The sequence below is a fragment of the Paenibacillus sp. J2R1T-4 genome (assembly GCF_059692235.1).
This window is the reverse complement of sequence record NZ_JCAUBA010000004.1, coordinates 1-14,426: the sequence shown is the minus strand read 5'-3', so window position 1 is coordinate 14,426 and position 14,426 is coordinate 1. Positions and strand designations below refer to the sequence as shown.

Sequence of the window (14,426 nt, the reverse complement as noted above, 5' to 3'; positions counted from 1 at the left end):
AGAGGAGACAGGTATAGACAAGTGCATGGCCTTCAAGAAAAAAGTTGTGCAATGGATGTAACTTGTCCAAACCAATTTGAGCGATTTCTCATATTCTATGAGTAATCATGAGAAAGGGTAGAAGGTGAGAGCTTATGAGAATCATTGAAATTTTGCATAAAAGTATGCATAAAGAGTCCAGTAAATTCGTCGCAGCCTGTTATCGAGAGCTGTTGAACCGAGAACCAGACCGGTCTGGCTATGATCATCATCTACATCTTTTGTCTCACAAAAAGCTTTCTAGGTTAGCACTAATGGAATCATTCTTGACCAGCGCGGAAGCTGTACATCTTTATGAGCATGGCTCTCCGAACATGGCTGGCAAAAAACGCCCCTCAGCCGCAGATTTGTTAATGAAAATGCACAGATTGTCTACTGACGGTTTTATCGAGACATTGTATCAAGAACTGCTGGGCAGAAGCGCTGACAGGCAGGGAAGGAACCAATTGAGGCATCAGTTAGCTCACGGCGTCCCTCGCTGCGTCATCGTAGTCGGAATATTAAAGTCCGGGGAGGCGCAGGAGCTGCTGAATGCCGAGAGCCACCTTGCAGTAGCACAAAAAATATTGTTTGATTTCTGTCAAAAGAAGTTTATGCCCCACATTAACACTTAACTCCAACATGAACAGAGTTCCGCAATGGTCACAAAAGATGCAGCAGCGGAACTCTGTTGTTTATTCCATACTTACTAGACCTGCAGCTTCAGCATCAACCCTGCATGTATGCTTGCTGGTAGCCTTCTTCGAATGCCTTGGAGAAGCCTTCATCAAAGCCCTGATTGTACCCTTGATTGAAGCCTTGGTCATACGTTGCCTTTTGCGGATCGGTTGGACGTTTTTTGAGCCGCCTCACCAACGCCTTTCCGCCTCGAAGCTTTCGCTTGCCGCGAACCAAGGGCTGCTTCTTCCCGCCAGCTCCTGGCTTCCGCAAGGCTCGAACCGCTCGCCTCTTACGTTTAAGCATGGCTTAGACCTCCTTAATAACGGATTTGTTCTCATATGTTGTGCGCTTTTATAACTGGGGGTGCAATAATGGGCAGCCCTTCTTGGTAAGCCGCTTTCTCTGTGTCGGTAATAGAATGAATGATTCGACCGCCTAGATTCCATACTTGAAGTGCCCAGTCGGTAGAGATCCGATGCAAGGTGCCTCCTGTAAGCTGATATTGCTTCCCGTCCGCGGTCTGTACCAACGATCCTTCGGCAAGAGCTCCACCTTCTGGAGGCCGAACCGCTGCGGCCGCCAGCCTATCCGTCAACTGATTAAGTGTAAGCGGATTGCCTAGCGGCCAATTCTTGATATCTACTTGTGCGAGCCGCGTTGCAGTTATGGGTTGGTCGGATGAAAGCGGGAAACGCATCCCTTGCTCGATCCAATACATTGTCATGCCTGTTCCCTGTACGACAACGTGTGTCGGATAGAGATCGTTCATCCTGGTTGATGAGCCGTCCCATAAGCTGAGCGTTTCATTCAGCAAGGAATGTGTCTCCCCCCATTTGCTCGAATAGAAGGCTAAGTTTCTGCTGTATACCTCGTTGAACTGCTCGGCAGACAGCGTCTTGATCGTCGTGCTGCCCACATGATGAATGAACGTATCATGGGCAATGATGAGATCAAGACCAAGCAATCGCGCACGAAAGCCATAATCATCATCTTCACAGTTGCCAATCTCGAACCCTTCATCCAGGTAGCCCAAGCGGCGGAAAACATCCCGTGTCATGAGAACGCAGAACCCTGTTAGCCGCCCTGTGGCTTTCCATTTATCGGAATTTGAACGGTTCAGAGTTTTGGCGAACTGGTGCATTTCCTCCAATGATTTATATGAGGTTTCAATTAATTGATCACCGCTAATGTAGTTGGTCACAGGCCCAACGAGACCGAATCTGTTGTTGGAATGTAAGCAGGCAAGCAGATTGGACAACCAGCCCTCTGTCGTGATGGTGTCATTGTTAAGAAATAACAGCCTCGTGCCTCGTGCCATCATCAGGCCTTGGTTAACCCCTCCGGCAAAGCCTAGATTATGCTCGCTGATTGTGTGCCGCACGACATTTCCCGGCAGGGAGCGCAAATATTCAGCTGTTCCGTCTGTTGATCCGTTGTCCACTACAATAATTTCGTGCGGCTCCGGAGTGTACCGCTCAATGCTTTCAATACAATCCTTCAGATAATTAAGCTGATTGTATGTGGGAATCACGATACTGGTACCTTCAAACAGATTGGCCTGCGCCCACCCACCCTTTTCCATCCCCAGTTCATAGCCTTTGCTGTATCCAATATTGAAGCCCGCATCGAAGCCCCAATTATAGGACATGTTCAGTCTGTAAGGGCCCTTCGGATTCATCTTCCGTCTAAGCCTCTTTTGCTTGATCATCATTAGCCTCCTTCCTTGTACATTCTGTTATTTGAACGGGGCTTCCCCCTTAATGATGGAATTAGCCAAATGCCCGAAATCAATTGCGACCTTGCCCATTTCCGTGGCGATGCGCTGTGACAAGATAACGGCGGCTATTCCTGCCGCAACTAGAGCAATATCGAACGGTTGAGCAGCCGCAATCTCCTCCATTACACGAGGTACATCAGCCACTCCGTTCACCGGGGTAACGACTGCAGTGACATGAACGCCGTTTCCGCGCAGTACATCGCTGAGCTGATCCGCAAGCGTTCCCGCAATAAGCACCCTTCTCCCCGAGAGAATACGCGACAAGAATCCGGCTTGATACAAATAATAGTTGATTAGAGAATCGGTCAAGGCTAACTCTCTGTGGTTAATCCCATGTGCACGGAATACTTCAAAAGCGAGGGGTTGGTAGTTGCGCACCCTTAGCTTGGGAATGCCAACAACGGTTGCTTTTCGAACCGATTGAACCAATTGATCACGGGCATTGTAATCCGGAATCTCCACCCCCGCATATCCGAGGAAGGAGCCCTGCTCCTGGACTTGAGCAATACTGAGCACTGCGCCTTGCGCTAAGGTCAGCAGCTCCCCGTCACCAAGCCGAACCACCGACATCGGTGTCCGGGTATCAAGCGCGTGGAGAATTTGACTGCCTAATTGTTCGGGAGTGAGCAAATGGCGGAATTGCCCCCTCAGATGCTCCAATCCAGCAGCGATAATCTGTTCCGCACTTATCTCCGGCAATATTTCATAGTCCGGCGTCATGGAGTCAATTATCCCTTCTACTCCATCGCGAAAGCCGCCCTGTGCCTCTCCGTCATATTTCCCTTGGCGGTAACCCTCCACATGCCCTTTGTCAAATCCGCTGTTGTAGCCATCATTGTAAGCAGAGTGCAGACCCGGGGATAAATCGTTGCGTTTGCCGGTTTTCCTTCCTCTACGGAGAAGCCCTCGACGCTTAATGACCCATTTTCTCTTCGTTCGATTGTTAATCAGACGAGCCATTTACGTTCACCGCCTTTATCCGAAAATAATTGTAAGCATTCGGCTTACCCGATTGTTATAAGTGTGATCGCTCATAGTACGCTCAAGGCCCTTATAAGCCATCTGCTTGCGCTCTTCCTCATGCTGCAAGTAATACTCGATTCGTTCCACCAGCTCATCCGCTGTTGAGTACGATGCAATCTCACTTCCAGGAGTGTAGGCTTGCTGCAATCCTTCGCGCACATCCGTCAATTGAAGTGTCCCGCATGCACCGATTTCGAAGCTTCGCGGATTGACGGACTTCGCGGGAATGTTCCGACTATTCCGATTGGACTCATCATCGATTGCTCTGTGCAAGTTAATGACAATCTTGGCGCCATTGTAATAAGCGGCTGTATCTTCGGGTGAGATCCAGTACCCCAGTCGAATTTGATTCGCAAGCAAGGAATACTGATTCATCCGGTCCCACCAATAGCCTGCAATAATGACCTTCTTGCCGCTCAAATAGGGAGCAACCTGATCGAATAGAGCAACGCGATTCCAGAATGCACTGCCGATGAAACATATATCTGTCTTGATGGAACGATCAATTCGTTTCGGATGATAGAAAGCTGTATTAACTCCAAAAGGTAAATGATACACCTGTGCGCAGCCCCGTTCCTGATAGAACGGAACACAGCTCTCTTCCAGAGTAAAGACATAATCGTAATGCGGGGCAATATCTGCTGTCACATCCGAATAATAGGGATCATCCGTGAACCAGACAGCAGTCATGATTCCTCTGGCACGAAGAGCATCCACTTGAGCTGCAGGAAGACATTCTACGGAGTTCAATGCAAGCACCAAATCTGCACCGATCGCGGCTGCCCGAGTAGCAACATCATCGGTAGGATTAGCGACATGGAGTTCGCGAACCGTCTCTCTCAAAGCATCGATTACCCCGTCATCGAGCGGCGCGTACGCCCATAGACCTGTTCGGACATATAACACACGCACCTCCCGGAAAACTCCCTGCATTCCCGCTCTCCTGGATTCCATACGCTGAACAATGGCATTACACCGTCCAAGCCGCTCCCCGTCTTCCCGGCCTTGATTGTATCCTTCAATCCGTCCAAGCTTCCATAGTGCTGTGTTTCGCATCATGTTTCTAGCTCCCTTGTTACCCGAATACTAGCTCAAGCAGCCGGGATAGCCGATTTCGGTACGTATGCTCGTTCACGGTCCGGAACAAGCTCTTGCGCACGATCTCCCGCCTTTCTTCCTCATGGGTTAAATAATATTCAATCTTGTTGCGCAAGTCGTCAGCAGACTGGAAGGAGACTATATCTACTCCGGGGGTATATAAGTTGGCCAACTCCGGTCGTTCATCAACCAACTGTAGAGTAGCGCAAGCCGAGATTTCGAAAAGCCGCGGATTGACTGAATTTGCTGGAATCTGTTTGCTGTTGCGGTTATGAGATGCATCTTCTGCAGAGCGGTGCATGTTGATTACGATCTTTGCTCCGCTGTAGTGCTTGGCGGTTTCCTCGGGCGATAACCAGAATCCATGGATTTTGTCCTTCAGCTTCTCATAATTCCGCATCCGGTCCCACCACCAGCCGATAATCTTGAAGTTCTTACCGGATAGGTAATCTGCTAATTCATCGAATAAGGCAACCCGATTCCAGAAGGCGCTCCCGATAAAACAAATATCACTAGTGTAGGCTGCATCGACTTCCCTGTAACGAGTGAACTGAGGATTTACTGCGAATGGTAAATGATGCACGATCTTACAGCCTTGATCCTTATAGAGCTGTACACAGCTTTGCTCTAGAGTGAAGACGTAGTCGTAGTGCGGAGCAAGTTGAATCGTTTGATCTGAATGATACGGGTCATCAGGCAGCCAAATCGCAGTTCGGATCCCTTTTGCGCGCATGGCATCCGCTTGGTCCGTAGGGAACGAACGTCCGATTGCATCCAATACCAGCACCAGATCAGGACGCAGGTTCTCAGCAATCGCAACCACATTATCCTCAGGACCCGCGACATGAACCTCGCGTGCTACTGATCGCAAAGCATCCTCGATCCCTTGATCCAGAGCATGATACGGGCTCCCTTGCGCTTGCACATACAACACTCTCACATCCCATTGCCGCTGGACTGGGGTCATTACGCTGTTCGCATACATCCACTCGCATAATCCATCATGCCTGCCCTTGTCTCGGCCCAGGCGATAGCCCTCATTCCAGCCTATCTCCCACGGACCGACTGGCTCTGTGTGCATGACCGTTTGCTTACGTCTGCTTCGTCGCCGCTGCAGGGTACTGCGCATAGAATCACCTCCTTAAGCATTTATGATAGCGGGACTACATCAACCTCAGGACTCATGTTTAATCCGGATATATTCGTCAAGCGCATCCTTCCAATGAGGCATCTGATGGATCGCATTCAATTTGCTGTTGTCCAGGACACTGTATGAAGGCCGCTTGGCTCTGGTGGTCAGGTTGCCCGCTGATCCAGGGGAGAGGTCAGCTTGTATGCCGAGTCGCCGGAATATTTCTTCCGCGAATTCATACCAGCTGCACGCGCCTTCTCCTGAGCAGTGATAGATGCCTGATTCACTTGTCTTGTTCCGGATTAGGGTAGTCACTGCTTTTGCAATATCCAATGTGTGAGTTGGAGACATGAATTGGTCGTTCACGACGGATATTGCTTTACCATCACGTGCCAATCGGATCATCGTCTCGACGAAATTGCCTCCTTTTCCGCTCGCGCCCGCTACTCCGAATAAGGAGGATACCCGGAAAATGTAATATCGTTTGCCATATGCCTGAATCAACTGTTCCCCTGATACTTTGGAAGCACCATACACATTGATTGGATTCGTTGCATCGTCCTCGGTGTAAGGTTCAGATCCCCGGCCTCCAAACACATAGTCGGTTGTAAAGTGGATAAATATTGGAGGAGATCCGGAGGCAGAGCCCCTGCTACTGGCACTGGCGCAATATTTGGCCATCTCCCAAGGCGCTAAGCTGTTAATCGTGAAAGCCCGTTCTGCATAATCTTCACACTCATCGGTCTTATGATAGGAGGTGCAATTAATCAGAACATCGAATGTATCCAATCCTTGCAAAAAAGGGGCGATCGCCCCAACATTCGCTACATCCAGGTCCTTGCGCAGCAACGGGACTAGGTCCATATCAGGTTCGTTCGCGAATACTCTGCATAAATCAGTCCCAAGCTGTCCGTTTGCTCCCAGCAGCACGATTCTGGTCATGAGCTTTCACCGATTGAATCCTGAAGGTCGAACATGCCTCCGTATAACTCTGCTTCCCGAATGATTTTATGCCATTTAATCAGGTCCCGATACCATGTGAGCGTAATAGTCTGTTCCATCTGAGGGATATGTCCCGCTTCCAGCTCGTTGTATATTTCTAGCGCTCCTCTTGCAGCAGTCCACTGTGCACTCCAACCCAGCACCGACTCAATCTTGTCAAAGCTTACTCGGTAAGAGCGGTGATCTGGATCCCCGTACCACTGGATGGTAACATCCTTAGGTAGAGCTTCAGCGATTTCATCTCCAAGCGGCCCAAGCTGATAATTGTTACGGTTGGAGCCGACGTTGAAAATTTCTCCGTTAATCTTCTCCGAGTCCGCTTCCAGCAGTAACGCCATGACGTCAGTTGTGTCTTGTACATGAACCATTGGACGCCATTGAGTCCCGTCTTTCATAAGAGGGATAACTCCGCTCTTCCAAGCGCCGAGCGTCATCCCGTTGATGGCCAGATCGAAGCGCATGCGAGGCGAGTAGCCATACACGGTTGCCTGGCGCATCACAACTACTGTGAAATCCTCATCAGCTAAAGGCAGCACGCCCAGCTCCGCCAACTCATTAGCTTTGGCATAAGTAGAGAGAGGATTCGTCGCAGACTGTTCGTCGACAATCACATCCGCATCCACAAACCCATACAGACTGCAGGAGGAAGGAAGAATATATCGGCGGACCCCCATTTTCTTGGCCATCTTCGCCATATTCACTCGTGAAACATGATTAATCTCATAGGTTGCGTCACGGAACATTTCGCCGCTAGGATCATTGGAGATCGCCACCAAATCAATAACTGCTTCTACACCTGCAAGAGCATCCTCTGTCACACGACGGCTATCTTCGCGGATCAGTTGAAGATTAGGATGGTCGGCAAGCTTATCGGTTCCAAAAAAGAAACGATCCAATGCTTTCACCCGGTATCCAAGTGCAAGCAGCTTCGGCGTGAGCACACTGCCAATATACCCGCCAGCTCCTGTCACAAGTACGGTTTTCATGCCTATCAACTTCCCTTCTGTTCTCTTGAGGATGCCTGGACACTTATACGTTAGGATCTTAAAAGTCGGTGATTAGTTCCTTCAACCGTGGTTGAACCCTGTCTTTCTCCGATAAGATCGGTTGGCTCACCGGCCACTCAATACCGAGATCAGGATCATTCCATAACAACCCGCGATCGTGCTCAGCGGAATAGTACTGATCAACCTTATATAACACCTGCGTATTCGGGGTAAGTGTACAGAAGCCATGAGCCATTCCTGGCGGGACCAGAAGCTGTCTCTTGTTATGCTCGCTTAATATGAATCCAGCCCATTGGCCGTAAGTTGGAGATTGGCTGCGGATATCGACAACAACGTCATAGATGACTCCTGTCAGCACACGAACCAGCTTGGTCTGAGCCTTCGGATTCAGTTGAAAGTGCAGCCCGCGTATTACACCCTGCATCACAGACAAGGATTGGTTGTCTTGAATGAACGTATAGTTCAATCCGAGCCCTTCTATACGGTTCAAATTGTAGCTCTCCATGAAATACCCTCGGTGGTCTCCATGGACATCTGGCTCCAGTACGACTACACCGTTTATTTTGGATTCAAGCATGTTCAAGACTTTATTCCTCCTTAAGCATTTGGTGAACCAGCTTCGCTGTGCTGGCTTAGAGCTATTCGGCGTTGTTCCGTGATGAAGTTGACTACATGTATCGCAAAAGGCATGGAACATGTAAAAGCGGGAGAAACTGCGTTCAGCACATGCACGGAACGGTGATCGCCTTCGATTACGAAGTCTTGCACCAGTTCCAACGTGTCCTTGTTTAATAATTGAGCTCGTATCCCAGGCCTTCCGAAGTCACCGAAGCCTCTAGGATCAATACCGTGAGCCAGCTTCATAGATAACCGAATGAAATTGGATTTGATATATTTCTTCATCTCTTCCAAAGCAAGCTTGCGGAAACCGAATGAGTTGGTCAGAAATAATTTGGCCTCGTAATAGACGATGGCAAGGAACTCACTTAGCTTGAAGCGACTGAGCCCTTTATAGTTTTCACGCCATAGCGCTGGAATTGCGGTTGGCCCTATCTTGATGCTGCCGTCCACGGTCTTGGTAAAATGCACACCCAGAAACGGATTTCCGAGATTTGGTACAGGATAAATGTTTGTGCGGATGTCCGTCTTATTCTTGGCGTATTTTAAGTAAATACCTTTGAACGGAATGATTGTATATTGGCGGCCAAATCCAAGCGGATGCGCAATCTGGTCGGCATATAACCCGGCCGCATTAATCAAATACCCGCACCGGAAGGAGTGAGGGGTGGAATGAACCTCCCCATTCTGGTAGCTTACGTAATGGGTATTGAAGTGAAAAGTTACGCCCTTCCCTTCAATCTCTCGCCTGAGTGTCTCGCATACCTGCACCGGATCTACCGTTACCGTTGTTGGCGAGAATAACGCTTTGCGATATGTCCTTGCATTCGGATCAATAGCAGCCGCTTCATGCTCGTCAAGCCAGTAGAGCTCCACACCGCTCACATCTCCGCGGCGTTTCAGCTCCTCTAATCCTGCAAGCTCCTCTTCATTCGAAGCAACAATCAATTTCCCGCAACGATTCATATCCAAGCCTTGTTCTTGACAATAAGCTTGAAGCATCCGGTTGCCGTCTCTTGCGAAGCGAGCCTTTAAGCTATTCGCCGTGTAGTAGAAGCCTGCGTGGAGAACGCCGCTATTACGCCCGCTAGCATGATAGGCTGCATGCTCCTCCTTCTCTATGATCGCTATCCGGCAATCCGGTTCCCTCAGCTTCAGTTCTCTGGCAATGGTCAGACCAATAATACCAGCTCCGATAATGACATATTCGTAGGAATGGGTTGTCTCCTTAGTCATCTACGCTCGCCTTCATCTTCCAACAGAAGCCTGGCACTTGCCTCGTGAAAGGAATGGAAGGTCCCTGCGTCTGTCCACCAGCCATGAAGGATGCCATAGGTCAGTTTACCTTCTGTTGCATAAATATTGTTCACATCGGTTATTTCCAACTCCCCGCGATGGGACGGACGGATGCGCCGGATAATATCAAACACCATCGAATCATACATATAGATTCCGGTTACACAGTAATTCGATTTCGGAGTGGATGGCTTCTCTTCAATGAATATAATGTTATCGTTATGCAGGATAGGCACACCGTAACGATGGGGGTCAGATACTTGCTTCAACATGACTCTGGCCCCTTCTTGCTGCTTCGCGAATACATCCACAGCGTCAGAGAGGGAATCCTCGAACAAGTTGTCTCCGAGCAGCACTACGAACTTCTCATTTCTGTGAATGAAGCCTTCTGAAAGCAACAATGCTTGAGCTATACCCCCAGCTTCCTCCTGGATCCTATAGGTCAGTCTAACTCCGAGATCTTTACCGCTGCCTAGATACTCCATATACAAACCTGCGGAGTGTTTTCCCAGAATGAGCTGCACTTCTTCAATTCCAGCTTGCTGAAATCTTCGAATGGCATAATGAATCATCGGGTACTTCCCAACCGGAAGCAAATGCTTATTAACAATCTTCGTCATTGGATATAACCGGCTTCCGGTTCCTCCGGCCAACAGCACACCTTTCACAGCATTACCTTCCTTCCTTGAAGATGAGCGCCATTCATATAAAAGAGCGCGGGTCTACTCCCCATTTGTCGATAAACTTCCTATAGTTCGTCTCCACCAGTCGATCAAGCTCCTCTTGGCCCTGCTTGCGGAAGCTGGCGCTGCCATGATGGTGAACGAGCACATCCCCTGCAATGATGAGCCGATATCCGGCTTGCCTGGAGCGATAGCAATAATCGTCATCCTCATAGTGACCTGGCGAGAAGCGCTCATCGAGTAGACCAATCCGATCCATCAGTTCACGCTTGAACAGAAAACATAAACCTACAATCCGGCTTACATCTTGCCATTTGGACCGGTCCGACCGATTCATGGCATCCGACATCCAATGAAATTCATCCAAGTTCTCATAGCTGACGTCGACCTTTTGTCTGCCGCTTACGTAGTTCGTGACGGGGCCAACAATACCGATGCTCGAAGAACTGTTCAGACAATGAAGCAAGTTCGTCAGCCATCTATGTGATACCACCACGTCATTATTAAGCAGCAGCAAGTTATCCCCGCTTGCCAATAACATTCCGTAATTGCAAGCAATCGGAAAACCGCGATTTTCTGGAAGGGACAAGAAGCGAATGTGATTGGCTTTGCAAAAAGAGGTAGTTCCATCAACCGAACCATTGTCAACCACGATAATCTCATAGGGGACATCGGTGTACTTCTGAATGGCTTCGACGCATTCCGTCAGTAAAGGAAGCCCGTTATAAGTTGGGATTATTATACTGGTGAGGCTCATGTTCTCACCCCCGCGAGTAAGCTTCGATTGCGGATCCGGTCCGGTTCTCCAAGCCGATCGCCCTTCTCTTCCATCAGCATGGACAATGCTTCTACATGATCGCCAATGATCAGAGCTGCAACCCGGTTATGGCTGCCGGTATTGGAGTTGCGCACTTTATTGATGGAGATGACATCGACACTGACTGGACAGCTGAGCTTCAGACCTTTGGATATGGCAATAGCTTGGGCTTTGGGAGGTACAAGTAAGTTGTGGTAGCCGATTTCATTAATTGCTTTTCGTGACAATGCATGAGGGACGGCCGTAAGGGAATTGGCTTCCAGATCACGTCTGCCAATAGCACGGTTCAATAATTCCTTGACCATGGTAACGGAATCACGATGACCGAACTGTCCCAGAAAAGGGGTAATGTTGTTCATGGCTACGTCTGTCCCCCTTTCTATCGCATCTGCAAACAACACTAATTGCTCAGCAGATACTGGGAAATCTCCGTCCAGGAATAGAACAATTTCCGATCTCGCCAGCTTGGCGCCTATTGCACGGCCTACATCATGCCCAAGAGCATCGGTATAATGGACAATAATGGCATTCGATCGCGCACGGGCCATTTCAAACGTTCCATCCGTTGATCCATTGACAACAATGATGATTTCATTCACAGGGAACCGCTCCAGCTGTTCCAGGACGGAAGACAGGGACAACGCCTCATTCATGGCCGTCAGGACGACACTAATGGACCGGCTGCATGGCGTCCATGCGTAATTCGGTACTGCTAAACCTGCATCCGCACAGAACCCTTCCGCGAATTTCTTAGCTAGACCAACACCTTGCGTCCAAGGATGGACCGCTACATTATGCTGCACTCTCCAAGCACTCCAGCATTTCTGGATCCAGCTCCCTAATTTAATGACCGCTTCTCCAGGGTATGGTTCTGTCCGAGCTGCTCCCTGACCCGCCTGAAATGCGCTTAATAGGGCTCCATTATTACTTGTAGTGACGGTGTTCAACAAGCGAGGTGATCGTTTCCTAATTAATCCGCGTCGACCGCGAATGGATGGGCGGCGAGAAAGGCGGCGTTTCATGATCCATTTGGAAATCTTTCTTTTTCTCAACATACCTTCACCTCACCACATTCCTTACTCGCGTAAGGTCAGGCAGATTCCCCCGTGAATTAGTCGAGTTCGTCAGCCACCTTACGGCCTCAAGATGATCTCCTACAATGAGCGATTCCAGAGGATCGCCTTCCCCTTTACCTCTTTTGCGAATTCGATTCGTCCGTCCAACGTCGACATAATGTACAGCACGAATATCCAGTCCTTTCGAAACCCCCATGGCTTGGGCTTTCGGCGGCACAACTAGATGCTCGCTTCCGATCAGCTCGAGTGCTTTCCTGCTCATTGCATGAGGAATCGTCGTTAGAGACGACCCTCTCAATTCGGGACGGGAGAGAGCGATATTAAGCGCATGTTTGGCTAGAACGACTCCGTGCACATTCATTTTGTTCGTAGGTCCTTGATAGCTGTTCAGAGCGATATCGATTCCATTCTCAACTGCTCTGATAAACGGAATCAGAGCCATAGTCTGAATGACTATATCGCCATCCAGGAACAGCAGGATGCTGCCCTTCGCTTCCTTCGCACCCAGACTGCGCCCAACATCATGGCCCAGCGCCTCTGGATATTCAATGACTCGCGCACCCATTCTCTTAGCAATTTCATTTGTTCCGTCAGTCGATCCATTCGCGATCACAATGACTTCTGTATTCGGGTGTACTCGGAATGCGTTAGCTATGACCTTCCCAATGGTCCTGCGTTCATTAATTACAGGAATGATGACAGACACTTTCGGCTCAGCTGAATTGCGGATAGCAGTAAGCTTTGGCCGTTGCAGGTTCCTATTTAGTGATTTTCGAGATCGTTGCTTCCTCATCATTCACCTCCGCTGTCTGTAGACGTTTTTTAGTCATTTTATGATAGGATGTCATCGGCGGAAGGGCATGTGTGGATATCACGGAAAAAAGGCGCACAGAACATGAAAAACCTGGCCGTTGGCCAGGTTTTTTGGGGTGGTTGAGTTGTAGTTTATTTGATAGAGCCCCAAAAGGATTTATTTTCCTTTTTTCTTCGGTGGCTGGAATTAAGACCCTGCGCCTGAAACGAAGCACTAGGGAGATCGGATCGGTTTAGCAAGTGCCGGTATTGGTTATTTGGGCGGAATCGATCGATTATGCTTGGATAGCAAGTGTCCCCTGACAAATCGAATTTAGGACAATTCAAACGCCTACATCTGGATGTCTATAATTCATATCATCGGACTGATAATCATTTGATTAGTTGCGCTCAGCAAGCCACCTCCTCAGGTTCAACCTGGGAGGCTCTTGGCTTTCTCTAGATGTCGTGTTGCTCAGGTCGTACTTGCAATAACATCAATTTCTATAAGCAGATCATAATTCAAATCACAATAAATGGTGGTGCGGGCTGGAAACGGCGCGGTAAAATAACGGGCATAAATTTTATTGAACTCCTCATACGAACATCGGTCAGACAAATACACATTCACTTTGACCACATGCTCCAAATCCAATCCCGACGCAATAAGTACTCTGCGGATGTTTTCCATCGTCGTTACAGTTTGTGATTCAATATCGGGTCCAACGACACGTCCTTGATTATCAATTCCACCCTGGCCGGATACATAAACAGCGTTATCTGTTCTTATCCCTTGTGAAAAAGGAAGCTTGGAAAGTTTATGTGGTAATAGTTCTATCTTCATTAAGTAATCCCCCTTCGTCAAAAACCTCGAGTGTTTCTTCCAGCAGACGTCGACGCGGGTACTGCTTTCTCTGCCGCTCATCTTCCGGGTAGTCGCCGTGTTCACCAATGATGATGACACCGTCAAGACCACCGTTAGCAAAGGGAATCTTAAGCGTCTCGGCAATCGTCGAATAAATGGGGACACCTGTCCGCGCTGCTTCTTCACGGCTCATATCGTTCTCAGGTACTTGGTCCGTATAAAGCGATACGACTTCGACCCGCGGCCTGTAGTTGAAATCGCCTAAGAGTCTTCCAAGAATGACGACAGCTCTAGCTTGAGCGCCATAACAGCAGCTGTTTCAAAACCTCCGGCGTGCCCCGGCACAATTCAAGCCCATTGGCGTCTGTTTCGTTCAAGGCTGCTCTCGCTACACTCCAATCGGAGGCAGAAGCAGTCCAAACGGGAATCAAACGGCAAGGTCATTGGCCGTTTGATTGGATCATTGCCTCCATTACTTCTTGGCTTCCATTTTAGTAATATAAGTGTTCATTTCCGTCATATAGGTCTTCCCGAATTTCGT

General features: G+C 48.9%; 16 protein-coding genes. 1 reads left to right on the top strand and 15 read right to left on the bottom strand.

Annotated elements, in window-relative coordinates:
* Positions 1–134: 134 nt before the first annotated feature.
* A complete protein-coding gene (locus AC58QD_RS08945; protein ID WP_497332222.1) occupies positions 135–653 on the top strand; it encodes a DUF4214 domain-containing protein in 519 nt (172 codons plus the stop codon).
* A gap of 94 nt (positions 654–747) precedes the next feature.
* Here AC58QD_RS08945 and AC58QD_RS08940 read toward each other — a convergent pair whose 3' ends face one another.
* The 15 genes from AC58QD_RS08940 to AC58QD_RS08870 form a co-directional block, all read right to left on the bottom strand.
* The gene (locus tag AC58QD_RS08940) at positions 748–1,002 is read right to left on the bottom strand and encodes a hypothetical protein (protein ID WP_497332220.1); all 255 of its coding nucleotides are present in this window, start codon (positions 1,000–1,002) and stop codon (positions 748–750) included.
* A gap of 31 nt (positions 1,003–1,033) precedes the next feature.
* Positions 1,034–2,410: a glycosyltransferase family 2 protein gene (locus AC58QD_RS08935; protein WP_497332218.1), complete on the bottom strand. Its 1,377-nt coding sequence runs from the start codon at positions 2,408–2,410 to the stop codon at positions 1,034–1,036.
* A 24-nt stretch (positions 2,411–2,434) separates the two neighbouring features.
* Entirely contained in the window at positions 2,435–3,436 is a 1,002-nt protein-coding gene (locus AC58QD_RS08930) for a GT-D fold domain-containing protein (RefSeq protein ID WP_497332216.1), read from the bottom strand.
* A gap of 15 nt (positions 3,437–3,451) precedes the next feature.
* A complete protein-coding gene (locus AC58QD_RS08925) occupies positions 3,452–4,558 on the bottom strand; it encodes a CgeB family protein (RefSeq protein WP_497332214.1) in 1,107 nt (368 codons plus the stop codon).
* Between the two features lie 16 nt (positions 4,559–4,574).
* Entirely contained in the window at positions 4,575–5,726 is a 1,152-nt protein-coding gene (locus AC58QD_RS08920) for a CgeB family protein (protein ID WP_497332212.1), read from the bottom strand.
* 45 nt (positions 5,727–5,771) lie between these two features.
* Entirely contained in the window at positions 5,772–6,671 is a 900-nt protein-coding gene (rfbD, locus tag AC58QD_RS08915; protein WP_497332210.1) for a dTDP-4-dehydrorhamnose reductase, read from the bottom strand.
* Entirely contained in the window at positions 6,668–7,717 is a 1,050-nt protein-coding gene (locus AC58QD_RS08910; protein WP_497332208.1) for an NAD-dependent epimerase/dehydratase family protein, read from the bottom strand. Before AC58QD_RS08910 ends, rfbD begins: the two co-directional genes overlap by 4 nt.
* Before the next feature lie 58 nt (positions 7,718–7,775).
* Positions 7,776–8,315: a dTDP-4-dehydrorhamnose 3,5-epimerase gene (gene rfbC, locus AC58QD_RS08905; RefSeq protein ID WP_497332871.1), complete on the bottom strand. Its 540-nt coding sequence runs from the start codon at positions 8,313–8,315 to the stop codon at positions 7,776–7,778.
* A 20-nt stretch (positions 8,316–8,335) separates the two neighbouring features.
* Positions 8,336–9,592, bottom strand: a complete 1,257-nt coding sequence (gene lhgD, locus AC58QD_RS08900) for an L-2-hydroxyglutarate dehydrogenase (RefSeq protein ID WP_497332206.1) — start codon at positions 9,590–9,592, stop codon at positions 8,336–8,338.
* Positions 9,589–10,320 carry a sugar phosphate nucleotidyltransferase gene (locus AC58QD_RS08895; RefSeq protein ID WP_497332204.1) on the bottom strand — a complete coding sequence of 244 codons (732 nt, stop codon included), beginning with the start codon at positions 10,318–10,320 and terminating at the stop codon, positions 9,589–9,591. Before AC58QD_RS08895 ends, lhgD begins: the two co-directional genes overlap by 4 nt.
* A 34-nt stretch (positions 10,321–10,354) precedes the next feature.
* A complete protein-coding gene (locus AC58QD_RS08890) occupies positions 10,355–11,092 on the bottom strand; it encodes a glycosyltransferase family 2 protein (protein ID WP_497332202.1) in 738 nt (245 codons plus the stop codon).
* A complete protein-coding gene (locus tag AC58QD_RS08885; protein ID WP_497332200.1) occupies positions 11,089–12,207 on the bottom strand; it encodes a glycosyltransferase family 2 protein in 1,119 nt (372 codons plus the stop codon). Before AC58QD_RS08885 ends, AC58QD_RS08890 begins: the two co-directional genes overlap by 4 nt.
* Positions 12,208–12,211: 4 nt before the next feature.
* On the bottom strand, positions 12,212–13,021 hold the full coding sequence (locus AC58QD_RS08880; protein ID WP_497332198.1) for a glycosyltransferase family 2 protein: 810 nt from the start codon (positions 13,019–13,021) through the stop codon (positions 12,212–12,214).
* A 474-nt stretch (positions 13,022–13,495) separates the two neighbouring features.
* A complete protein-coding gene (locus AC58QD_RS08875; RefSeq protein ID WP_497332196.1) occupies positions 13,496–13,864 on the bottom strand; it encodes a RidA family protein in 369 nt (122 codons plus the stop codon).
* Positions 13,839–14,078 carry a hypothetical protein gene (locus AC58QD_RS08870; protein WP_497332194.1) on the bottom strand — a complete coding sequence of 80 codons (240 nt, stop codon included), beginning with the start codon at positions 14,076–14,078 and terminating at the stop codon, positions 13,839–13,841. The genes AC58QD_RS08875 and AC58QD_RS08870 overlap by 26 nt, the downstream gene beginning before the upstream one ends.
* Positions 14,079–14,426 lie beyond the last annotated feature (348 nt).

What these genes read in the sequence shown, in the direction of transcription:
- AC58QD_RS08885 (WP_497332200.1), bottom strand. Translation starts at nt 12,207, where the DNA reads ATGTTGAGAAAAAGAAAGATTTCCAAATGGATCATGAAACGCCGCCTT.
- AC58QD_RS08890 (WP_497332202.1), bottom strand. Translation starts at nt 11,092, where the DNA reads ATGAGCCTCACCAGTATAATAATCCCAACTTATAACGGGCTTCCTTTA.
- AC58QD_RS08935 (WP_497332218.1), bottom strand. Translation starts at nt 2,410, where the DNA reads ATGATGATCAAGCAAAAGAGGCTTAGACGGAAGATGAATCCGAAGGGC.
- AC58QD_RS08925 (WP_497332214.1), bottom strand. Translation starts at nt 4,558, where the DNA reads ATGATGCGAAACACAGCACTATGGAAGCTTGGACGGATTGAAGGATAC.
- AC58QD_RS08910 (WP_497332208.1), bottom strand. Translation starts at nt 7,717, where the DNA reads ATGAAAACCGTACTTGTGACAGGAGCTGGCGGGTATATTGGCAGTGTG.
- rfbD (WP_497332210.1), bottom strand. Translation starts at nt 6,671, where the DNA reads ATGACCAGAATCGTGCTGCTGGGAGCAAACGGACAGCTTGGGACTGAT.
- AC58QD_RS08920 (WP_497332212.1), bottom strand. Translation starts at nt 5,726, where the DNA reads ATGCGCAGTACCCTGCAGCGGCGACGAAGCAGACGTAAGCAAACGGTC.
- AC58QD_RS08880 (WP_497332198.1), bottom strand. Translation starts at nt 13,021, where the DNA reads ATGAGGAAGCAACGATCTCGAAAATCACTAAATAGGAACCTGCAACGG.
- AC58QD_RS08870 (WP_497332194.1), bottom strand. Translation starts at nt 14,078, where the DNA reads ATGAGCCGTGAAGAAGCAGCGCGGACAGGTGTCCCCATTTATTCGACG.
- AC58QD_RS08875 (WP_497332196.1), bottom strand. Translation starts at nt 13,864, where the DNA reads ATGAAGATAGAACTATTACCACATAAACTTTCCAAGCTTCCTTTTTCA.
- AC58QD_RS08930 (WP_497332216.1), bottom strand. Translation starts at nt 3,436, where the DNA reads ATGGCTCGTCTGATTAACAATCGAACGAAGAGAAAATGGGTCATTAAG.
- AC58QD_RS08940 (WP_497332220.1), bottom strand. Translation starts at nt 1,002, where the DNA reads ATGCTTAAACGTAAGAGGCGAGCGGTTCGAGCCTTGCGGAAGCCAGGA.
- lhgD (WP_497332206.1), bottom strand. Translation starts at nt 9,592, where the DNA reads ATGACTAAGGAGACAACCCATTCCTACGAATATGTCATTATCGGAGCT.
- rfbC (WP_497332871.1), bottom strand. Translation starts at nt 8,315, where the DNA reads ATGCTTGAATCCAAAATAAACGGTGTAGTCGTACTGGAGCCAGATGTC.
- AC58QD_RS08945 (WP_497332222.1), top strand. Translation starts at nt 135, where the DNA reads ATGAGAATCATTGAAATTTTGCATAAAAGTATGCATAAAGAGTCCAGT.